Raw genomic sequence first — 22,638 nt, 5'->3', positions numbered from 1 at the left:
AGTATAAGGTAAATTTCTCTAAGAGGGCTGATGTTTGTCGAAATAGTCTTTCCACAGTTTATCGCCTAATTCTAAGAATACCAGTCTTATTATAGGGAAAGAGAAATACCCTTCTACAGCGCTTTCCATATAGGTTTCGTTGTTTTTAAAGCAAATTCTTTTTCTCCACAATTTTCCCCCGCTACCGGTATCATTATTATCAACATAGTAAATAGCAGACACATTTTCGTCTGCATCGAAGTCTGCACCCCATATTGCCATGGCATGTCTTGGCACAGAGAAGCCAATGGCTTTTTTATTGAGTAATGCCTTTTTTATCTCTTGATTAAAAGTTTGCCTATTCATTCCATTTCGTATAGAGATTCGCTTTGTTGCTGTAACTAAGTTGACGCCACCTGTAATATCATATAAAAAACCCGCTTTAATAGTATCTACTTCTCCGTTATAAATTGCTCCCGGACTAATATATGCCCCAAGCATAAAGTGATTGATCCCATTATCTGTATCTCCTCCATTGTTAGGATGCATTTTCTTGAACCAATCAAAAACATCACTATGTGTATGATCCTTATAGAGAGTAGGGCCTCTGAATTTTTTCTTACTTATCTCTTCATATTTTTTGATGTTTGACTCGTTATTCTTAAGAAACCAGTGTATCATATCAGCAGCGGAAGCAGCCCAGCAGAGATTGGCATCGGCTCCTCCTTTTTGAGGATATGATTTGTTACAATCGAACCAACCATATTCCGCTTTCCAGTCAAGCCCATCTTTCCAGTCGTGGTTTTGTGGCATATTGAGACCATATACCCACAGGGTTTTGTTGCGCACATCTTCCGATACTTCGATGGGTTCTGCTTCTTTCTGCTTTCTTTGCAGATTCAATTTAATTTTGATGCTATGGCCGCTTTGCAACGCATCGAACCTTTTGCCGTTGAGAGAGCCGGCAGCCTGATACAATATGGTTTGGTTATCTATTTTTATCCGTATCCAGCCATCATCATCGTCTTCTTTTTCTTTGAGTAGTGAGAATGGTTGCGGAAACAGTATTGTTGAATATACACCGTTTCTTTTATAGCTTTTTACCCATTCCAAACGAGATGCATCAGTTTCTCCCACTTGATTTTGTGATAATAGAAGTTTACCTCCGAGGTAAGATTTGATTTCGACAGAGGCATCATTGAGCTGAGCTTCCGTAAAACTTTTGTCATTGCTTTGGAGGGATACCTCTACATGGCTCATGAGATGGTTGAATCTTAGCACAACCTCTTGGGATACCCCTGCCGAGCAAGTAGCCCCTAATAGATCAGAAGCGGTAAAGCCTTGAAGGTTTGTTTGGTCAGCAGAGACATAAAACGAAGTTTCCTTACCTGCGGGAGTCTTGAATGCGGGATAATAGGCATGAAAATTTACTTTCTCGTCGGTTGTTGCCGTAGCATTCCAATAAAGATTGGGAGTCCATTGCCCTTTTTCTAAAGTTAGTAGATGACTTTGCCATGGATGTGATTTGGAGTCCGTAAAGCATGTGATTTGATCATTTTCATCAAACATGCCCGTTCCATCCTGATGAGAGGTTACTCTCATTGATGGAGACATCTTTCCCTGAGTAATGGATGTAGAAATCTGTATCCTTTCGGAAGAAGGATCTGAAACTTGAGGAGCATTCTTGTCTTCTTGAGAACAACTGATAAAAGCTAAGATGGAAAAAAATGCAAGAGATATTCTTTTGTATCTAAACACAGCTTTTTGTTATTAAATAGTGATAGAATCAGATATTTCTCCCTGTGTATCCCATCCTGAAATGATAAAAGAATCAAAATGGACACCATTTCTTTTGATGGTAAGATCCAGTTTCAGCATACTGTTGGCTTTTATTTTGTTCAAAATTGTTTTGTTGTCAGGTAGAGTTTTAGGGAGCTGATAGGTATAAGTACGTCCTTGGATTTGAAGGGTGAATTTTGTTTCGCTTACCTCTTGGGGTGGGAGCATGAATACAATATTTTGGCCTGACAAAGTGATATCAGCACGTTCTTCAGTAGTTTTTTCTGTGCCACCTTTGAGTACATTGATTATTGCTACGGGAGCTATATTATGGAGAGTTGTTTTTATTTCTTTAATATCTAAAGAGGAGTAATTTTCATCAGTTTTATAATTGATAACGAGTTTGTGCATGGCATGAGCAAACTTGAGCTGGTGGGGCGCTGTATTATTTAGGGGCACAGTGATAGGTGCTGCGATGAGAGGATCTTTATCACTGGCAGTTCTAACATCAACTTGACATTTATATTCATTATCGAGATTTTGATTGGGATAAATCGCAGCAAAAGTTACTCTCTCAGTAATGGGTGGCAGGTCAAGTTCGTCCCAGTATAATGTGTTGCCAATTGTATAAAGATGAGCAGCGGTTGTTTTTTCGGTTGCAGCCAATAGCTTGATCTTATCCCCGTTAGTAAAATTTCCCGCTCCCGATTCTTGTAACACCGGTGCTTTCATGTATGAGCCCGAAATAGATGTTATAAGATTTACTTTGGGTTTTTCCGGCGTGTGCTCAGAGGAGCACGCTTGAATTGAGAAAAAGACGGCTGTTGCCAGAATTAGTAATGAAATACCGGGTGTATTAATCTTCATATGGATTTGATTTTAAATGTTGATTCATAGATAACTACATCTTCATTGTGTCATGAAAATCTCTTGTGCCTTTGCTCGAAAATTATCGGGCTCACAGGCGCAATAACAGGAAATCTGTTTGAATGGCAAGTCTCTATAAACAAAGATAATCCCTTTTGAGGAATAAACAAAACAATCTATGAATCTGATTGATGTAATCTCTTTTATAAGATAAAGTATAATACATTTTCTTATCATATAACGGAGTGATCAACACGATCTTTCTGTTTATTTGAAAATTGTAAGAGCGTGCTGTACCGTTCATCATCTCATTACAGATTGTTTGTTGTTTTTTTATGAGCTATGATCAAGAATTGTGCCCATGAAATTCGTTGTTTGTAGAACTTACATTGATAGAGTACGTTTTGTATAAAAATGTATATATGAAAGTCTCTCAAGGATGTAAAAATTCTTTTATTTACAATATTTATAGTAACTTTCTGCACTTTTTGGAATGAGACGATTATTAATAACTATCATTATAAATGAAAGCATCTGAGACCTCGAATTGGAAGACTGCTGTGGCAGAATATCTAAGAAAAAAAAGCAATATGCCATACTTTAACAGGTGGATTATTTTCTTGCTAGATGTAGCCGGTTCTGTTATAGCTACATTTTTAACTGTATTTCCTGATTATTACGGTCCTTTTCATGCCAATGTGATTAGTCACCTTTTATTTTATATTTTGGCTTCTGTGGTGGCTTCTGTGGTGGTTATCTTTTCTTTTTCAACACATAAAGGTATCATCAGGCATTCTACAATAAAAGAATTTAACCGGGTTTCCTTGGCAATGTTAGTCAAGGTAGTTTTGTTGTATTCCGCCGTTCATATAATTTATGATTTCCCTCTCAGGTTCTTGTTTATGTTTCTTCTTATAGACTGGGTGGTATCTACATTTTTGCTTATAAGCTTTAGGTCTATGATGGTAAATGTGTATCACCGGGTAATCAATCCTATTACGTTCAAGAGAAGTGCTTGGGTTTATGGAGACATGGGACGAAGCATATCACTCATAACCTTTTTAAATAATGGCTTTTTGGCTCCTTATGCTCCTACACGAGTTATTGCCAGAGGCGAACATAAACGTAATGGTATGCGTATCAATGATGTGCCCGTAAGAGGCTTTGATTCTATGGAAGACATTGATGCAATGATGAGTCAGGGAAAGCCTAACATGATTATTTTCCCGGATTTTGCTTCGGTAAAAAGAGAAAGTGATGAATTGGTGGAATACTGCCTTAAGAACAACATAGAGATGATGGTGGCTCCTGATTATGAAAAAATGACTGATCCTGCCCATGCTCGTAAACGTATCCGTGAAATACGCATTGAAGACTTATTGGGCAGAAACGTGATAACTCTGCCGATGGAAAGTGTGAAAAACCAACTCGAAGGTAAGGTAGTAATGGTAACCGGTGCTGCCGGATCTATAGGTAGTGAAATCGCTCGTCAGCTATCCAAAATGAATCTCAAAGAATTGATTCTTTTTGATAATGCAGAAAGTCCATTGCATAATATTAGATTGGAATTGGAGTCTTCAGGAAGTAATGTGAAATTTCATCCTGTGATAGGAGATATAAGAGCTTCTAAAAGGTTGAAATATATTTTTGAAAAATATCATCCGCAATATATTTTCCACGCAGCTGCCTATAAGCATGTGCCTCTCATGGAAGAAAATCCATGCGAATCGATAGGTGTGAATGTAAAAGGAACACGTCAGCTGGCTTTGTACGCAATAGAATACGGTGTGGAGAAGTTTGTAATGGTTTCTACAGACAAGGCCGTGAATCCAACCAATGTTATGGGTGCAACCAAGCGTGTAGCTGAGATGATGGTACAAACACTCGATGCGGAGATAAAGAAGTCCGGTAAAGAATCTACTAAATTTATCACTACTCGCTTTGGGAATGTCTTAGGTTCTAATGGCTCTGTAATACCCTTATTTAGAAAACAGATTGAAGAGGGTGGCCCCGTAACAGTAACACATCCCGATATCATCCGCTATTTTATGACTATCCCGGAGGCTTGTAGCCTTGTTTTGGAAGCCGGAACTATGGGAAAGGGAGGTGAGATTTTTGCTTTTGATATGGGGCAACCAATGAAAATCGACACATTGGCCAGACGTATGATCAAGTTGGCGGGATTTGTTCCTGATGTGGATATTCCTATTGTATACAGTGGCTTGAGACCGGGTGAAAAACTGTATGAAGAAGTGCTTAATGAGGAGGAAACTACTATGCCTACACCCAATCCTAAGATACGTATTGCTCAAGTGAGAGAGTGTGACCCGCAAGAAGTAACACGTTGCGTCGATGCTATGATTGACGCAGCCAAAAGAATAGAAGTCATGGAATCAGTAAAAGCGATCAAAGAGCTGGTTCCTGAATATTTGAGTAAAAACTCGCCTTACGAAGTGCTGGACAAAAAGCAGAAGTAACTTTAATAATTTCGAAAGGGGATAAGAGTAGGATTAGTTTCATATAATCTAACTTTCTCTATTCACCCAATGTTGTCCTAAATAATTTTTGGTCATAGGATAAGTGTTTGATTGATAAAACTCAACGAAAAATAATCAGTTTGAATCCCGCTGACTCAGAAAGTTGGTCATTTGGAGGCGGAGTAAAAGGTTCGTTGAGCCACTTTTCAAGGTCGATTTTGGTAAATGTATTCAGTCTTAAAGAGACTACGAGATTTGCCAGTGCCCACTTGTAGCGGGCTATTTGTTTGAGCCAACTAAGGAGCAGCATTGTTGTCAAGGCTGTCCATATCTGAATTTCTACGGCATTTCGTGAAGTGCCGATAAAACTTTTTATTCGGAGTAATTGCTTGAGGTTTCGGAAGAAAATCTCAATTTGCCACCGCTGCTTATAGAGTTGGGCAATGGTAGATGCAGCAAGTCTCATGTTGTTTGTGAGCAATTGGATGGTAAACTCATGTTCGTCATTCCAGACGGTAATGCGTCTGATTTGCTTCGGGTACTTTTTGGATGTCTGAACGCCCCTGAGCTCGATAATCTCGTCTATCAGTACGTTTTGCGCTGTGTGTTGAGGTAAATCCAACTCCCGTACACGCTCGTAGAGGAGGTTATCCTTATGTCTGACGACGAAAAATACCTTCTTGCTGTCCCAATAATTCAGCAATTCAAAATTGCAATATCCCCGATCAGCTACTACCACTGAGTGAGGGGCTACGGGGATATCGAAAGATGCCTTATCGTCCGAATATTTCCCGGTAGTAATGTTCACGAATTCAGGAAGAAGACTGTCATAATCAAGTAACGTATGCATCTTTATGGCTCCTTTAGTCGTAGAGTAATGTGCCCAATCGTAAAGTGCCATTGTCAATGTCACCATAGTGGAATCAAGTAGCTTGATGGGGGCTTTGAAGCGAAATTTGGTGCCTCTCCATGATGCCTGCTGTCCTAAATATTGAAAGACAGCATAATAAATAGCTCTGAATACCTCACTATCTCGATGAGCGTTTTGGTATGCAACAGTAGACTTGGAGGGGGCACGACTTATTCCTAAGTGATTGAGATTGCCATTGGCAGAATGAAGACCATTGGAAATATCTCTAACCGAATCGCAATTAGAGAATTGACAGAACATCATGCTCATGAGCTGACTCCACGTGTCATAGCCCTTACAGTGCTTGTCTGTCTTGGCGTTGCGAATGATTGTTTTGATTTTTTCTTTCGGCAGTTGGCCGATTGCTTGCGCAAAGAGTGTTATATTTGCCATAGGAAGTAGACGAGTTGAGGGCTCTTTGCTAAGGTAACTATTTTGTGACTTAGCTCTACTTCCTTTTTCTTTAATCTACAAAACGTTTAGGACAACATTGCTATTCACCTGCAATAATCTTGAGATAATTTGGTGGAAAGGAAATAAAAGAGTATTTTTGCAAACGATTTTCCTATGTAAGGTCTTGTTAAGCAGTATATGAGGAGTATTTCCAAGATGCTCACCTTACGGGGCTAATGAAATAATTAGTATTAATAATGTACGCAATCGCAGAAATTCAAGGACAGCAGTTCAAGCTTGAGCAAGGCCGTCGCTTGTTTGTGCACCACATCAAAGATGTAGAAGCAGGTGCAAAAGTAGAATTTGACAAAGTATTGCTCGTAGACAATGATGGTACTGTTACTGTGGGGCTCCCTACAGTAGAAGGTGCAAAGGTAGTATGCGAAGTAATATCACCTCTTGTAAAGGGAGAAAAAGTACTTATCTTCCATAAAAAGAGACGAAAAGGTTATCGCAAGTTGAACGGTCACCGTCAGCAGTTTACTGAAGTAACTGTAAAAGAAATATTAGCATAACCCTAACCACTAAAACGAAGTAAAAGAATCATGGCACATAAAAAAGGTGTAGGTAGTTCTAAGAACGGACGTGAATCAGAAAGCAAGCGCCTCGGCGTTAAAGTATTTGGTGGTGAAATTGCAAAAGCCGGAAATATCATCGTACGTCAGCGTGGTACACAACATCACCCGGGCGAAAACGTAGGTATGGGTAAAGATCATACTCTATATGCACTTATCGATGGTAAAGTGGTATTCACCCGCAAAAAGAACGATCGCTCGTATGTTTCTGTAAAAGCAGAAGCCTAACGGAACGATTGCTTTTTAGCTAGCTCAATTACATGAGAGGCGCAATTCGCATGCTTAGGCCGCGAGTTGCGCCTTTTCCATTTTGTAGGTTATGATATGTTTTGTATTTTGTGCTTCATTTGATGAAAACCTATGATCACTCGATAAAAGTCACAAATGAGACTGTTGCATAGCAGGCAAATTGCTGCGTTGCTTGCGAGATTCGCACTTGGTCATTTACCGGAAGTAAACTCCTTGTGCGCTCACTCTTAGCGCCTTGTAATTTACCCTCTCTGCCCGGTCAAAGTTTCTTTTGTCGGTTTTGCCTCCAAAACCCACGAGACTGTTGACTTTTGCAACAGTCTCAAATGATAGAGTGAAACGTTTCAAACTATTTTTCGGATAATCCATATCCATCAAAAAAGGACATAGAACACAAAACAGCTCCTTAATAATTGGGCAATCAGAACGTTTTTCTTTAATTTTACAACCTAATAAAACTATTAATACAGATTTAAAATCATGCTCACTCTCAAGCAAATAATCGATAATAAAGAAGAGATGATCAGAAGACTTGCTGTGAAGCGCTTTGACGCACGTGAAGCAGTCGTTAGGGTTATAGCTCTCAATGATAAAAGAAAAGAGAATCAACAAAAGCTAGATAATCTCTTGGCAGAACAAAACTCCCTGTCAAAACAAGTAGGGATGCTGATGAGAGAAGGAAAGAAGGATGATGCTGAAGATATAAAGGTACGGGTAGCCGTATTGAAAGCGGAGAGCAAAGCACTGGACTCTGAAAAAGAAGAAATAGAGAAGGCGTTGAGAGATGAACTCCTATTGATTCCCAATATGCCCTCTGAATTGGTTCCTGAAGGCTCGTGTGCCGAAGATAATGTATGTGTAAAAAGCGGGGGAGAGGTACCGTCATTAGGCACGAGTGCTATGCCTCACTGGGATTTGGCAAAGAAATATGATCTTATTGATTTCGAACTGGGAGTGAAGATATCCGGTGCAGGATTTCCTGTATATAAAGGTTATGGAGCACGTTTGCAGCGAGCATTGATAAACTTCTTTCTGGATAATGCCCGTGAAGCAGGTTTTCTGGAAGTACAACCTCCTTACGTAGTCAATGAAGCATCAGGCTATGGTACCGGACAATTACCCGATAAAGAAGGGCAGATGTATCATGCTACGGCTGATAACCTGTATCTGATTCCTACTGCTGAAGTGCCTGTAACGAATATTTACCGAGATGTAATCCTCAATGAGACGGAGTTGCCTGTTAGGAATACCGCATATTCTGCTTGCTTCCGTCGTGAGGCCGGTTCTTATGGAAAAGATGTACGGGGACTCAATCGTTTACATCAGTTTGATAAGGTAGAGATTGTTTGTATAGACAAGCCCGAAAGGTCTTATGAAAGACTCAATGAAATGGTTGATTACGTGCAAACATTAGTTGAGAAACTTGAATTGCCCTGGCGCATTTTACGTTTGTGTGGTGGAGACATTAGTTTTACTTCGGCTCTTACTTACGACTTTGAAGTATTCTCTGCGGCTCAGGAACGTTGGCTGGAGGTCAGCTCTGTATCTAATTTTGAGAGCTTCCAAGCCAATAGGCTGAGATGTCGTTACCGTGATGCTGAGAAAGGAGTGCAACTTGTACACACTCTGAATGGGAGTGCATTGGCTTTGCCCCGAATTGTGGCAGCATTGCTTGAGAATAATCAAACAAATGAAGGCATCAAAATACCTAAAGCCTTGGTGCCCTATACAGGTTTCAACATTATAACTCTTCCTTGAGTTTAATAAAGGAATTTATTACACATTAAATTAAATAATATGACTACAGAACATGTACGTTGCCTTATTATAGGTTCAGGTCCCGCAGGTTACACTGCAGCTATATATGCATCCAGAGCAAATCTTTCTCCCGTTCTTTACGAAGGACTTCAACCGGGAGGACAGCTTACAACAACCACTGAGGTAGAAAACTTTCCCGGATATCCTGAAGGTATTACCGGTCCCGAGATGATGGATCAGCTCAGAAAGCAAGCTGCTCGCTTCGGTTCTGATATTCGTAACGGTATAGCTGTTGCTTCGGATCTATCCCAAGCTCCATATAAGATAACTTTTGATGATGGGCATATTGTTGAAGCCGATACGGTAATCATTTCTACAGGTGCAACCGCTAAATATTTAGGTTTGCCGGATGAAGAGAAATATGCCGGGATGGGAGTTTCAGCTTGTGCTACCTGTGACGGATTCTTCTACAGAGGAAAGAATGTGGCTGTTGTAGGAGGCGGGGATACTGCTTGTGAAGAAGCTTTGTATCTGGCTTCCCTTGCTAAACATGTCTATCTTATAGTACGTAAGAATTACTTGAGAGCTTCCGAAATTATGCAGGAGCGAGTAATGAAGGCTGAGAATATTACAGTGCTTTTTGAGCATAATACCTTAGGCCTTTTTGGTGAAAACGGAGTTGAGGGTGCTCATTTGGTAAAACGCAAAGGTGAAGCAGACGAAGAAAATGTTGATATTTCTATTGATGGGTTCTTTCTGGCTATAGGTCATAAACCTAATTCCGATATCTTTGCCGATTATCTGGAGCTTGATCCTGTAGGGTATATTATTACAAAAAATAATACCCCATGTACCAATGTTCCGGGAGTATTTGCCGCAGGTGATGTTGCAGATCCTTTGTATCGCCAAGCCATTACGGCTGCAGGTTCCGGATGTAAAGCCGCAATAGAAGCGGAGCGCTATCTTGGAGAGCATTCTTTGTAATTGTAAACATTTTTTTGTTTATTTTTCAAGCTTCGATGTGTAATCGAAGCTTTTTTTGTAACTTAGGCAAGAGTTAAATGCTAAAATATGAGAAAAGACAACATTATTATCGCAGCAATAATAGGTATATGTATGATCTTAGCCGCATATGCCATAGGGAATTCAGCTGTAAAGGCTAAGAGAGGAGATAAGTCTATTCAGGTTACCGGTATCGCAGAACGTAATTTTGAATCTGATCTTGTAGTATGGTCTGCCAAATTCAGTACACTGGAATATAATATGCAAGAGGGATTTTCTAAATTGAAAGGAATGCGTTCCAAAGTTTTAAGTTATCTTAAAACAAAAGGAATCCCTGATAGTACATTGACCTTGAGTAGTGTTGCTTTGGAGAAAAAGACTGATAGTCGATATGAAGGCAACAACTATGTGACATCTTTTGGAGGGTTTGAGCTATCTCAAAGTATAACAATTGAGAGTCATGATCTCAATCTTGTCGAATCCGTGTCGCGTGATATTACAGAGCTTATCAATGATGGAGTGGAAATAGCCTCGGAGGAACCTCGATTTTACTATACAAAGCTTAATGATCTTAAGATAAAAATGCTTCAAGAAGCATCTGAAGATGCTCTCAATAGAGCACAAGTAATTGCTGAAGGAAGTAAAAGCCATGTGGGAAAATTGGTAAATTCTCAAATGGGAGTATTTCAGATTGTAGGATATAATTCTAATGAAGATTATAGCTGGGGTGGGGCATTCAACACCTCAAACAGGCTCAAGACGGCTTCCATCACAGTAAAATCAAAGTATCTCATTAAATAAGTGGGTTTAAGCCTAGTTAAGAAATAAAATTATTTAAAACATATTTTTATGAAGACATGGAAAACTTTTATCAGTCTTATTTTCATAAGCATTGCTTTGGCAGGATGTACTAAAGGCCCTGAGAAGGTGGTAAAAAATTTCTCAGAAAGTATTGCCAAAGGTAAATATGAGGAAGCTAAGAAATACTGTACTGATAGGACGGCTACGGGTATTGACTTGGCTGCCAGCTTGGGAGTAAAGGATTTAAATCCCAATTTTCAGTTCAAAAAAATCAAAGACAGTATTAATGGAAATGAGGCATGGGTTATCTACACTGATGCCAAGGGAAAGAACCAGACAGATACCGTGACCACACATGTGGTGAAAATAGATGGTAAATGGCTTGTTGATGAGAGTGTGCGTAAGTAAATATAAGAATATTTATTCTTGAATATTTATGCAACCCCGACTTGTCAGAGCATTGTGGTGTTTAATTGCAATGCTCTTTTTATTTGGTTGTAAATCAGAGCAGAAGACATCCTTCGGTCCTAATCCTTTGTCCCTGGTTCCGGATAGTCTGGCTCTTCAGGATGCCGATCTTATTTGCAGGTGTGGCAATACTTGGTATTCATCTTATTTCAGAAAGGTGATATCAAAACAAAAGCTTTTTAGCCACATTGGTATATTGACACGTGACTCTATAGATGGGGAATTACATGTCTATCATATGGAAGAAGACGAGTCATTGCATCATCATGGGATGGTCAAAGAGAGTCTTGCCGATTTTCTTAGCCATTCCAGTCAGTTTGGTATTTATCGAGTAATGATGAATGAAGAACTTCGTCACAAAGTGGTCGAGATGTCAAATGAGCTTCTTCTTCGGCGACTGTCATTTGATTCCTCATTTAGCGATAATTCAGAGCAATCTCTTTATTGTACAGAATATGTGGCATTTATTTTTAATTCTCTTAATATAGATCGTATTTACCCCACACTTAAACTTCCGGGGCGTACTTTATATTCTCTGGATGATATTATATATCAGACCCATGCCTCATGCCTGATGATATCTCCCAAATATTAAATAACGTGAGTTCGATATAAGGGATAATAGGAATAATAGGAATAATAGAGTTTACAAAGTGTTGTAAATCAGTGTAATTTCTTGTGTATTTCATTGCAAAAGTGGTGAATTATTTGTATCTTAGGGGTTGATAATCAATAAGATATAAACAAACAAAACACCACTTTATGAAAACAAATATAGTTGAAATTTTCTGTCTTACCGATGATTTTTCCAAACTTTTCGATACCTTGATTCAGCAAAGAACCCTTTGCGAAGGAAACAAAAAGCGAAGAAATCGCAAGTTTAGGATGTCCGATGCTGAAATCATGACTATTCTGATTCTTTTCCATCATTCGAGGTATCGCGATTTTAAGTCCTTTTATCTTCAATATATTACGCAACAATGTCATTCGGATTTTCCTTCGTTGGTCTCTTACAATCGTTTTGTGGAATTACAAAGCAAGGTGGCATTCAAACTAATTTCATTTCTCAATATGTGTTGTCTGGGCGAATGCACCGGTATCTCATTCATTGATTCCACACCTTTACGCACCTGCCATATCAAGCGGGCACACGGGCATAAGACCATGAAAGGATGGGCCCAAAAGGGCAAATGCAGTATGGGATGGTTCTATGGTTTCAAACTACATATTGTGATTAACGACCGGGGTGAAATCATTCAATATCAAATCACACCGGGGAATACGGATGACCGTGCTCCACTTAAAGGCGGAACCTTCACGAAGAAACTATTCGGCAAACTTGTTGGCGACAGAGGATACATCTCACAAAGTCTTTTCGATAAGCTCTTCATTGACGACATACACATGATTACGAAGATAAAGAAAAACATGAAAAACACACTGATGAGCCTGTATGATAGGATATTACTCAGAAAAAGAGCCCTTGTGGAAACCGTTAATGACCTACTCAAAAACGTTTGTCAAATAGAGCATACACGACATAGAAGCGTCAATAATTTCGCCATTAATTTGATTGCCGGCATAATTGCCTACAATCTGCTACCCAAAAAGCCGGAATTAAACCTAGAAATCATACACAATCCATCAACCCTCTTAGTACACCACGCTTAGACCGAACTCACGTTAAATATCGTTTCTTCTCTGTAGAACTCTTCTTTATGGCGCATGGCACCTGTTGAATATTTGAATATATTCTGCAGGTGTTTTTTTTGTCAATTTGAGACCGTTGCATAGCAGGCCAATTGCTTCGTTGCTTGCGAGATTCGCGCTTGGTCATTTACCTGAAGTAAACTCCCTGTGCACTCACTCTTAGCGCCTTGCACTTTACCCTCTCTGCCCGGTCAAAGAGTCTTTTGTCGGCTTTGCCTCGAAAATCCACGAGACTGTTGACTTTTGCAACAGTCTCAATTTTATTATTGATGAAGGATTTATGGTTATTTGTAATTTATAGAAATAAAAACATGCACACTATGCATGTTTTTGTGCAGTAAAATTATTTTAATATATTTGCGCTAGACTTGATTAAAGTCGTAATTATTATTTTAAACTATTAGTATGCGTAAATTATTTACTGCTGCCATTATGGCTTTAGGATTGGGCTTTACTTCTGCACATGCAGGAGGATTGCTTACAAACACCAGTTTGCATATCCTGTATTTGCGAAGTGTAGCTCGCAATGCTTCTACAAAGATTGATGCTGTGTATTACAATCCGGCGGGTTTGGCATTTACCAAAGAGGGTTTCCAATTGTCGGTGAATAGTCAGAGCGCTTTTCAAAAGCGTATTATCAATACTACGTTCGCTCCGTTTGCTTACAACGGAGGATCTCCTACCAAGGAGTTTGTAGGTACCGCATCAGCTCCGGTGATTCCCAGTGTGATGGCTGTGTATAAGAAAGGTGATTGGGCTTTTTCTGCTATGTTTGGTCTTACCGGCGGTGGAGGTAAAGCCTCTTTTTCAGGAGGATTGGGATCTTACGAATCAATCGTGTCTTTGATTCCTGCTTTTACATCCAAATTAGCTCCTCAATTAGGAATCAAGAGATATGATCTTTCCAGCGAACTGCAAGGTCATCAATATGTTTTCGGAACTCAATTAGGGGCAGCCTATAAGATCAATAAATACTTGAGTGCTGCTGCGGGTATCAGAATAAATTACGTAAACGACCGTTACTCAGGTTTTGTAAGTAGTATTAAGGTCAATGATCCTCAAGGAGCTATGGTTCCTGCTACTGCTTATTTTATGACTTTAGCCAATAATCTGGCAAGTACTAATCCTGCTGCAGCTACCCAAATGAAATTACTGGCCGGAGCTACAGGAGACAAAAAATTGGAAGTGAGCCAACGCGGATGGGGGATAACTCCTATTATTGGTCTGAACTTTAATTATGAAAAATTCAATTTTGGACTTAAATATGAGTTTAATACTCACCTCAACGTCGAAAATAAAACTAAAGAAAATACTACCGGTGATGAGAAGTTCAAAAACGGTATAGATACTCCGCATGATATCCCCGCTATGCTTGCATTAGGCGCTTCTTACCATATCCTACCTTCGGTGACGGCATCTTTGGGTTATAACTATTTCTTCGAGAAGCAAACAAAGATGCAAGGCGACAAACAGAAATTTCTGAAGCATGGAACAGCCGAGTATTTGGCGGGTGTAGAATGGAGTGTCAATAGGTGGCTCGATCTTAGCGCAGGTCTTCAGTTGACTCGTAATGGAGCAACAGATCGTTTTATGGAAGATATGAGTTTTAATCTCAACTCCAATTCTGTGGGATTTGGTGCGGGATTCAATCTTACTGATAAGATGACCATCAACGTGGCTTACTTTGTATCCAAATACAAAAAATTCACAAAAGAATCTGAAATATATAACAATCTACCCACTCGTCTTGAGGGGTTAGGTTTACCTCAAAATCTCGCGGCATTTGCTTCTATTCCCGGCAAAGAAGTATTTAGCCGTACCAGCAAAGTATTCGGTATCGGCATTGATTATCGATTCTGATTACTTACAATCCTTTTAATTCTATATATGCAGCACCTCGTAGAGTTCCATGGAAACTCTATGGGGTGTTCCCCTTTAGATCTATGAGATGCATATATTAGATTTGAAATACGTTGGAATATCTCTTCCCAATCTTTATTATATCTTACTTATGCTGTAAACAGGAGCAGGCTTATGTATAAAGATATTGATGAGCTGACCAAAGAATATAAATTCTTAACTTTGGTAAAGATTGTGGAGTACGCCTAAGATAAAGTGGTGGGTACATCAAGGACAAAATAATTCTAAAACAATGTTGAAGCATCTTTTTATATCCTGTTGGCTTATTATATCAGGTATGTACATAGCCAATGCCCAGACAGATACTACGGTTGTGAAGTTGGCAAGAATGCCCCTCGCCAATATTTTTATCGAATATCCTAATAAAACAGGGCATACCATAGCTGCGGAAAAAGACGCACGCCTTACTCCTCGTGAACTCCATCCTGCTTTCTATGGAAGTTTCGATTGGCATAGCTGTGTACATGGTCATTGGATGTTAGCACGTATTTTGAGGGATCATCCCCAAATATCACTTCGTGATAGTATAATTCGCACATTTGACATCAGCTTCACGCAAAGTAATATGCAAGCTGAAGCTGATTATTTCAATCGTCCTATGGCTTCACTTTTCGAGCGGACCTATGGATGGGCATGGCTACTCAAACTCACTCAGGAACTCAAGGATTTGAGTGAGAAAAGCCATGATGTCGAGATAAAACAGAAAGCTTGTATATGGGAGCAAAATGTTCGTATTCTTGCTCAGAAAATAGTCGACCAATGGAAAGCTTATCTGCCTAAACAGACCTATCCTATACGCATAGGTACGCATGGTAATTCTGCTTTTGGCTTGGCATTTGCAATTGATTATGCACAGGCTACTCATGACAAAGAATTTGAGAATGCCTTGATAGCTAAGGCACAGGAGCTGTATCTATCAGATCGTAACATCCCTGCCCAATGGGAACCTGATGCCTCGGACTTCTTTTCCCCCTCACTGATGACTGCAGATCTGATGACCAGAGTGCTTACACCGAAAGCATATGCGTTATGGATCAGTCGTTATTACACTCCAGCAGGCATTAAGCGTATTTGTGAAGCTCCTATTGTCAGTGATTTGAATGATTACCAAATAGTCCATCTTGTAGGGCTTTGTTTTTCCCGTTCCTGGTGTATGGCCACCATTGCCCACCATCTGCCGGCGAAGCATAGGTTGCAATCTTTGTTTCTTTCTAAGGCAAACGAAATGTACCAACATGGGATGAGTATGATATTTCGATCCAATTATGGTGGCGATCATTGGTTGGGCTCTTTTGCTGTTTATTGCAAAGCTATTTTGGACAGAAAGTCCGTTTTTTGAGCCCAACTATGCGCAACGGGCAGCTATCTTCCGCTTCACTGAGCGATAGTATACGTATGCTACAATGCCTTTGAGCATAGATGTTATGGAAATAGCCCACCAAATAGAAGGTAACCCCCAGCCCCATGAAAGTAATAACCATGCCAAAGGAATACGCAGATAATTTCCCACAACACTGATGATAGCAGGAGGCATGGTTCGTCCTGTACCGTAAAGAACTCCTTGTGTTGTGATTTCTAGCATCATCAGGAGCTGTGAATAACCATCTATTTTCAGATATTCCCCACCTACACGGTAAGTTTCAGGGTCAGGAACTATTATGCTGAATACTTCTTGCCCGAAAAAAACAAATAGTATTGTGCCGATAATACCGAATATAAAAGTAAAATTAAGAGCCTCTTTATAGGCCTTGAAAATTCTATGAGCTTTCTTTGCGGTGTAGTTTTGTGCTACTATAGCCCCTAGCGCCGTAGTGACACCTTGAGAGGTATTCCATGTAATAGCTTCCAACTGCCCCCCGGTAGTAAGTGTGGCTACCCCTACGTGGCCCCCGATTTTAGAGACCAATCGCCCCATATACATATTTACAAATACAAAAAGAGAATTGAGTATTGCCACGGGAAGTCCAATCTTCAAAATCTTTTCAGAAAAACTTTTTTGTAGCGGAACAAATAGCTTTAGCCCTGCATATAATCTATCTTTTCGTTTGTAGTGAAATAGGAAATAGAAGAAAACGACCAATTGACAGATCAGAGTAGCCCAGGCAGCCCCTACTGCACCCATCTTGAATCCGAAAATTAGCAAAGGATCCAATATGATATTCATGACAAGCCCCGTACTCATAATTTTGAAAGGTACAGAACTGATCCCTGAAGCATTATATATCCCTGAGAAAGTATTGGACATAAATACGAAGGGCAAGCCAAAGATGATAATGCGTAAGTAATTTATAGCTACGCTTTCTACATCCAGAGCAAGCTCATAAATCTGAAGGATATTTCTCCCGAAAAAATAATATATCGCAGCCAATAACAGGGATATGATGAGCGACATGGTGATGTTATGTGAAGCATACTGCGATGCTTCTGATATATCATCTCGTCCGAGAGCATGCCCCACAGTAACCTCGCTGCCCGTCTTATTGATCGAAGATATAGAATTTGCAAGCCATACCAGTACCGATACCACCCCCACGGCTGCTACAGACTTAGAACCTATACGTCCCAGCCAAGCCATGTCGGTGAAGCTATAAGCCATTTGTATAAAAGAGGTTCCCATAATAGGCAAAGAGAGCTTCATAAGAAGCCCTCTGATATTACCATGGGTGAGGTCTTTGGGTTTTCTCACTATAAGTGTTTTTCAGTTATTATTTATTGTACAAATAGTAGTTCCCTATACTTGGGCAAAGGCCACATGTTGTCATCTACAATAAGTTCCAGGTGATCGATGTGATATCTAATCTGATCCAAGTAAGGTGACACTGTCTCCTGATAAGCCAAAGCTCTGCCTCGTAGATCTTCAATCTGGTTAGCTATTTTTCTGGCTTCCGTCATTTCATAAACCATACGATGTACATTCGAAAGATGATAACTCATCTTAGAAATCAAGTTTTTTGGCCCTTCGGATAGTTTTTCATATTCATCTTCGGGGAATACGTCTTTGAGTTTTGCCACATTGTCGAGCAGCATAGTCTGATATTTTGTGGCTACCGGTACAATATGATTGAGTGACAAGTCTCCTAATACGCGACTTTCTATCTGCACTTTCTTGGTATATATCTCCCATTTCACTTCATTGCGAGCCTCAAGTTCTGCTTGGGTGAGTACTCCCGTAGCTTCGAAGATTTTGATGGACTGCTCTGTTGTGTAAGAGTCATATAACAAAGGTACGTTGGTGTCTATATTTAGGCCACGGCGCTCCGCCTCTATTCTCCATTCATCACTATACCCATTACCATCGAAATGGATAGGTTCAGAGTCTTGCAAATACTCTCTTATCACATGATAGAGAGCTTCCTCATCACTTTCTCCTTTTTTTACACGGCCGTCGATATGATCTGCAAAGTCATTCATTTGGTAAGCCAAAGCCGTACATAGTGCAAGCATAGCACTGGCACAGTTGGCTGACGAGCCTACAGCACGGAATTCAAATCTATTCCCTGTGAATGCAAATGGAGAGGTACGGTTTCTGTCCGTATTGTCCAATAATAATTCGGGTATTTGACCTACACCCAGATGAATGCCTTTCTTTGCATCGAATTGGATTGCATCTTTGGGTTTACTATTCATGAACTTATTGAGTATTGCTGATACTTCCGTACCCAAGAATGTGGATATAATGGAAGGCGGAGCTTCATGTCCTCCCAATCGATGAGCGTTGGTGGCAGAGGCAATACTGGCTTTGAGCAAAGCATCATTTTTGTATACAGCCATGAGGGTCACAGCCATGAAACAAATGAAACGCAAATTGTCGGTCGAGTTTTTGCCGGGAGAGAAAAGGTTTACTCCCGTATCTGTGCCTATAGACCAGTTACAGTGCTTGCCGGATCCATTGACACCGTCAAAAGGCTTCTCATGCAGCAATATCCTGAAATGGTGATGGCTTGCCACTCTTTTCATTGTACTCATAAGGAGTACATTGTGGTCATTGGCAAGGTTGCACTCTTCATATATTGGAGCAAGCTCAAACTGATTCGGAGCAACTTCATTGTGTCGTGTTTTGAGCGGAATACCCAGGCGGTAACATTCTATCTCAAGATCTTTCATAAACTCTTGTACACGTTCGGGAATGGAGCCGAAGTAGTGATCATCGAGCTGTTGGTTTTTAGCACTTTCATGCCCCATAAGCGTCCTTCCGGTAAGTCTAAGATCGGGACGAGCCACAAAAAGAGCTTCGTCCACGAGAAAATACTCTTGCTCCCAACCAAGAAAGGTGGTACAGCGATTTACTTCCGGATAAAAGAAACGGGCTACACGTGTAGATGCTTTTTCTAAAGCTTCCAACGAGCGTAATAGGGGAGTCTTGTAGTCGAGAGCTTCCCCCGTATATGCGATAAATACAGTAGGGATGCAGAGGGTGTCATCGACAATAAAAGCGGGAGAAGACGGATCCCAAGCCGAATATCCGCGAGCTTCGAAAGTATTTCTAAGCCCTCCATTGGGGAAGCTACTTGCGTCAGGTTCTTGTTGGGTGAGCAGTTTGCCGCTCAACTCTTCTATCATGCCTCCATTTCCATCCGGTGTTGCAAAAGCATCATGTTTCTCTGCAGTACCGTCAGTCAGTGGTTGGAACCAGTGTGTATAATGAGTGACACCTTGGTTTGAAGCCCACATTCTCATGCCGGCTGCTACTGAGTCTGCTATATCACGGTCGATAGGTTGACCATTATCAATATGCTGGGATAATTTTTTATATACTTCGTTACTCAAATATTTCTGCATCGTTTTCCTGTCAAAAACGGCTTCGGCAAAGTAGTCACCTACCGACCGATTCTCTTTGTGGGCTGTAACAGGCTTCCTCTTGGCAGCCTCTTCCACTGCGTTAAAGCGAAGTAAAGACATAATTCCGGGTTTGAATGATTACAAATAATGATATTTATAACACCGGGGAGCATACTTGCCCGCATAGCAAGATTGACTATTTATCCCAAATGTATGTGCAAATATACTACACATTTCTTTTTTATAATATCACCGTATGATATGAATATGAAAAAAGTATTTAAGATAAATATTTAATATTCTATCTGGTCTGCAGTGTTGCTTTTTATTAAGAAGTATATATAAAGATGTATTAATAAAATATTCGTTCGTGATATTTTCAATAATTCAACCCGAAATCATGGTCAATTTACTCTTAACTCAAATTAATACATCGAATACAGTATTTATCGAAAAAATATAAATATCTTTGGGTTTATTAGATGAGAAAAAATCGCACAAGAGATAAATATCATTTAACCTTAAACAGTAGACAGTTATGGCAAAAATTAGAGGGGCAGTAGTTGTCAACACGCAGCGATGTAAAGGTTGCAACCTATGCGTTGTCGCATGTCCCACCAAAGTATTAGAACTGCATCCGGAGGAAGTCAACGACAAAGGATATCATTATTCTTATATGAAGAATGAAGAGGCTTGTATCGGATGCGCAAGTTGTGCATTAGTATGTCCGGATGCATGCATCGATGTGTATAAAGTAAAATTGTAAAATCTAAAATCCAAAGAAGAGATATGTCAGAGGAAATCAGATTAATGAAGGGCAATGAAGCTATTGCTCATTCAGCAATAAGATGCGGTATGGACGGTTATTTCGGTTACCCAATTACCCCGCAGTCTGAAGTAATGGAAACTTTAATGGACGAGCATCCTTGGGACACTACAGGGATGGTTGTACTACAAGCGGAGAGTGAAGTAGCCGCTATAAATATGGTATACGGAGGCGCAGCATCGGGAAAGAAGGTGATGACATCATCTTCCAGCCCGGGTATGAGTCTCAAGCAAGAAGGTATAAGCTATTGTGCCGGAGCAGAATTGCCTTGCTTGTTACTCAATGTTATGCGTGGAGGTCCCGGTTTGGGCACTATACAACCAAGTCAGGCCGACTATTTCCAAACAGTCAAAGGTGGTGGTCATGGCGACTATCGTCTTATAACACTTGCCCCGTATTCGGTGCAGGAGATGGTGGACTTTGTACCGCTGGGAATAGAACTGGCTTTCAAATATCGCAATCCTTCTATCATCCTCTCCGATGGTATTATCGGTCAGATGATGGAAAAAGTAGTATTGCCTCCTTATCAGGAGCGTCGTACCGAGGAAGAAATTCGTCAGGAATGTCCATGGGCCACTCAGGGCTGTAAGAAAGGACACAAACCCAATATTATTACTTCACTGGAATTGGAATCTTCTATTATGGAAGAAAACAACCACCGCTTCCAGGAGAAATATAAAAAAATAGAAGAGAACGAAGTCAGATATGAAACATATATGACCGATGATGCCGACTATATCTTAGTGGCATTCGGTTCGTCGGCTCGTATCTGCCAAAAGACGGTACAGCTCGCACGTGAGAACGGACTCAAAGTCGGTTTGTTGCGTCCTATTACCTTGTGGCCTTTCCCTACAAAGCCTATTGCTGAGCTGGCTCAGAGAGTCAAGGGATTCCTCACTGTAGAGCTTAATGCGGGCCAGATGGTCGAAGACGTTCGTTTGGCTGTCAACGGCAAAGTCCCTGTAGAGCATTACGGACGTATGGGCGGTATGTTGTTCTCTCCGGATGAAGTATTGAAAAACTTGAAGAAATTGCTTCATTGCTAATGGATGCAAAGTTTGAGAATTTTATCCATCGGTACTAACGATAATCACAGAAATAACAGAATATGGATTATAAAGAAAGAGATGGTCTTTTGACTCTCATTTTTTATCTTTTGGTATTGATCACCTTTATCAGCTATTTCATATGGCACAAAACATATCCTGCTGTATTCATTACTGTAGGTATTGTAGCCATAGTGCTCCGCGTTATTACCTATATTTTAAGATTTCTAAAACGATAAAAGAACAAGACACAAAATGAATATTTCAGATATTATAAAGCCCGAAAATCTGGTTTACAAGAAACCGGAACTCATGAATGATGTAAATATGCATTATTGCCCCGGATGTAGTCATGGAGTAATACACAAGCTTATTGCCGAGGTCGTTGGTGAGATGGGCATGGAAGAGGAAACTATCGGTATAGCACCGGTAGGGTGCGCCGTATTTGCATATAAATACATAGATATCGACTGGCAAGAAGCTGCTCACGGTAGAGCACCCGCATTGGCTTCTGCCGTAAAGCGCTTGAATCCTTCAAAAATGGTTTTCACTTATCAGGGTGATGGTGACCTTGCTGCTATAGGCACGGCCGAAACTATTCATGCTTGTAACCGTGGCGAAAACATCGTTATTGTTTTTGTCAATAATGGTATCTATGGTATGACCGGTGGTCAGATGGCTCCTACTACCCTCGAAGGTATGGTAACAGCTACATGTCCTCAGGGACGTAGTGTAGAGCTCAATGGTTATCCCCTCAAGATTTCGGATCTTTTGGCTCTGCTCGACGGAACTTGCTATGTAACACGCCAAAGTGTGCACAACCCTGCAAGTGTGAGAAAGGCCAAACAGGCTCTACGCAAAGGTTTTGAAAACTCTATGGCTCGTAAAGGTACATCGGTGATCGAAATCGTTTCTACCTGCAATTCCGGCTGGAAACAATCGCCTGAGAAAGCTAATGAATGGATGATCGAACATATGTTTGCGAAATATCCGATAGGTGATTTGAAAAAGATAGACTAACCTTATACATACTTAATAG

At 40.3% G+C, this 22,638-nt stretch carries 21 protein-coding genes; 15 read left to right on the top strand and 6 right to left on the bottom strand.

The window, feature by feature from the left end; all coding sequences use genetic code 11:
• Positions 1–18: 18 nt before the first annotated feature.
• Both VYJ22_RS09375 and VYJ22_RS09370 read right to left on the bottom strand, forming a co-directional pair.
• Positions 19–1,737 carry a fimbrillin family protein gene (locus tag VYJ22_RS09375; RefSeq protein ID WP_329903748.1) on the bottom strand — a complete coding sequence of 573 codons (1,719 nt, stop codon included), beginning with the start codon at positions 1,735–1,737 and terminating at the stop codon, positions 19–21.
• A gap of 12 nt (positions 1,738–1,749) precedes the next feature.
• Positions 1,750–2,625 carry a fimbrillin family protein gene (locus VYJ22_RS09370; RefSeq protein WP_329903746.1) on the bottom strand — a complete coding sequence of 292 codons (876 nt, stop codon included), beginning with the start codon at positions 2,623–2,625 and terminating at the stop codon, positions 1,750–1,752.
• Positions 2,626–3,584: 959 nt separating this feature from the next.
• On the opposite strand from VYJ22_RS09370, the gene VYJ22_RS09365 reads away from it, so the two are divergent.
• Entirely contained in the window at positions 3,585–5,102 is a 1,518-nt protein-coding gene (locus tag VYJ22_RS09365; protein WP_329903745.1) for a UDP-N-acetylglucosamine 4,6-dehydratase family protein, read from the top strand.
• Positions 5,103–5,223: 121 nt separating this feature from the next.
• Here the strand turns inward: VYJ22_RS09365 and VYJ22_RS09360 are convergent, their stop codons facing one another.
• Positions 5,224–6,405 (bottom strand): IS4 family transposase, encoded by a 1,182-nt coding sequence (locus tag VYJ22_RS09360; protein WP_329903744.1) that lies wholly within the window; start codon positions 6,403–6,405, stop codon positions 5,224–5,226.
• 257 nt (positions 6,406–6,662) lie between these two features.
• On the opposite strand from VYJ22_RS09360, the gene rplU reads away from it, so the two are divergent.
• The 8 genes from rplU (at position 6,663) to VYJ22_RS09320 (ending at position 12,989) form a co-directional block, all read left to right on the top strand.
• Positions 6,663–6,980, top strand: coding sequence for a 50S ribosomal protein L21 (rplU, locus tag VYJ22_RS09355; protein WP_329903743.1), 318 nt, complete (start codon positions 6,663–6,665; stop codon positions 6,978–6,980).
• Between the two features lie 30 nt (positions 6,981–7,010).
• A complete protein-coding gene (gene rpmA, locus VYJ22_RS09350) occupies positions 7,011–7,268 on the top strand; it encodes a 50S ribosomal protein L27 (RefSeq protein ID WP_329903742.1) in 258 nt (85 codons plus the stop codon).
• Between the two features lie 501 nt (positions 7,269–7,769).
• Positions 7,770–9,047, top strand: a complete 1,278-nt coding sequence (gene serS / locus VYJ22_RS09345; RefSeq protein WP_329903741.1) for a serine--tRNA ligase — start codon at positions 7,770–7,772, stop codon at positions 9,045–9,047.
• A gap of 39 nt (positions 9,048–9,086) precedes the next feature.
• Entirely contained in the window at positions 9,087–10,031 is a 945-nt protein-coding gene (gene trxB / locus VYJ22_RS09340; protein WP_329903739.1) for a thioredoxin-disulfide reductase, read from the top strand.
• A gap of 87 nt (positions 10,032–10,118) precedes the next feature.
• Positions 10,119–10,850: an SIMPL domain-containing protein gene (locus VYJ22_RS09335; protein ID WP_329903738.1), complete on the top strand. Its 732-nt coding sequence runs from the start codon at positions 10,119–10,121 to the stop codon at positions 10,848–10,850.
• A gap of 48 nt (positions 10,851–10,898) precedes the next feature.
• Positions 10,899–11,258 carry a hypothetical protein gene (locus VYJ22_RS09330; protein WP_329903736.1) on the top strand — a complete coding sequence of 120 codons (360 nt, stop codon included), beginning with the start codon at positions 10,899–10,901 and terminating at the stop codon, positions 11,256–11,258.
• A 70-nt stretch (positions 11,259–11,328) separates the two neighbouring features.
• Positions 11,329–11,913 (top strand): YiiX/YebB-like N1pC/P60 family cysteine hydrolase, encoded by a 585-nt coding sequence (locus VYJ22_RS09325; protein ID WP_329903735.1) that lies wholly within the window; start codon positions 11,329–11,331, stop codon positions 11,911–11,913.
• Between the two features lie 167 nt (positions 11,914–12,080).
• On the top strand, positions 12,081–12,989 hold the full coding sequence (locus VYJ22_RS09320; protein ID WP_159036305.1) for an IS982 family transposase: 909 nt from the start codon (positions 12,081–12,083) through the stop codon (positions 12,987–12,989).
• A 7-nt stretch (positions 12,990–12,996) separates the two neighbouring features.
• Here VYJ22_RS09320 and VYJ22_RS09315 read toward each other — a convergent pair whose 3' ends face one another.
• Positions 12,997–13,155 (bottom strand): hypothetical protein, encoded by a 159-nt coding sequence (locus VYJ22_RS09315; RefSeq protein WP_329903733.1) that lies wholly within the window; start codon positions 13,153–13,155, stop codon positions 12,997–12,999.
• Between the two features lie 278 nt (positions 13,156–13,433).
• Between VYJ22_RS09315 and VYJ22_RS09310 the strand changes: the two genes are divergently transcribed.
• A complete protein-coding gene (locus VYJ22_RS09310) occupies positions 13,434–14,888 on the top strand; it encodes an OmpP1/FadL family transporter (protein ID WP_329903731.1) in 1,455 nt (484 codons plus the stop codon).
• A 292-nt stretch (positions 14,889–15,180) separates the two neighbouring features.
• Positions 15,181–16,287, top strand: a complete 1,107-nt coding sequence (locus VYJ22_RS09305; RefSeq protein WP_329903730.1) for a DUF2891 domain-containing protein — start codon at positions 15,181–15,183, stop codon at positions 16,285–16,287.
• Positions 16,288–16,293: 6 nt separating this feature from the next.
• On the opposite strand, the gene VYJ22_RS09300 is transcribed toward VYJ22_RS09305, so the two are convergent.
• Together VYJ22_RS09300 and VYJ22_RS09295 are read right to left on the bottom strand one after the other, a co-directional pair.
• Complete coding sequence (locus VYJ22_RS09300) at positions 16,294–17,634, bottom strand: MATE family efflux transporter (protein WP_329903729.1); 1,341 nt, start codon at positions 17,632–17,634, stop codon at positions 16,294–16,296.
• Between the two features lie 23 nt (positions 17,635–17,657).
• A complete protein-coding gene (locus tag VYJ22_RS09295) occupies positions 17,658–19,847 on the bottom strand; it encodes a glutamine synthetase III family protein (protein ID WP_329903728.1) in 2,190 nt (729 codons plus the stop codon).
• Between the two features lie 418 nt (positions 19,848–20,265).
• Between VYJ22_RS09295 and VYJ22_RS09290 the strand changes: the two genes are divergently transcribed.
• From VYJ22_RS09290 to VYJ22_RS09275, 4 genes are all read left to right on the top strand, one after another.
• Complete coding sequence (locus VYJ22_RS09290; RefSeq protein WP_329903726.1) at positions 20,266–20,493, top strand: 4Fe-4S binding protein; 228 nt, start codon at positions 20,266–20,268, stop codon at positions 20,491–20,493.
• Positions 20,494–20,516: 23 nt separating this feature from the next.
• Complete coding sequence (locus VYJ22_RS09285; protein WP_329903724.1) at positions 20,517–21,599, top strand: 3-methyl-2-oxobutanoate dehydrogenase subunit VorB; 1,083 nt, start codon at positions 20,517–20,519, stop codon at positions 21,597–21,599.
• A 62-nt stretch (positions 21,600–21,661) separates the two neighbouring features.
• A complete protein-coding gene (locus tag VYJ22_RS09280) occupies positions 21,662–21,838 on the top strand; it encodes a hypothetical protein (RefSeq protein WP_329903723.1) in 177 nt (58 codons plus the stop codon).
• Positions 21,839–21,854: 16 nt separating this feature from the next.
• A complete protein-coding gene (locus VYJ22_RS09275) occupies positions 21,855–22,619 on the top strand; it encodes a thiamine pyrophosphate-dependent enzyme (RefSeq protein ID WP_329903721.1) in 765 nt (254 codons plus the stop codon).
• The last annotated feature ends 19 nt before the right edge of the window (positions 22,620–22,638 follow it).

Origin of the sequence: Porphyromonas pogonae (assembly GCF_036320655.1) — a bacterium.
Classification (GTDB): Bacteria; Bacteroidota; Bacteroidia; order Bacteroidales; family Porphyromonadaceae; genus Porphyromonas; species Porphyromonas pogonae.
The sequence above is the reverse complement of the archived record's forward strand: the minus strand, read 5'-3'. Positions and strand labels throughout refer to the sequence as shown.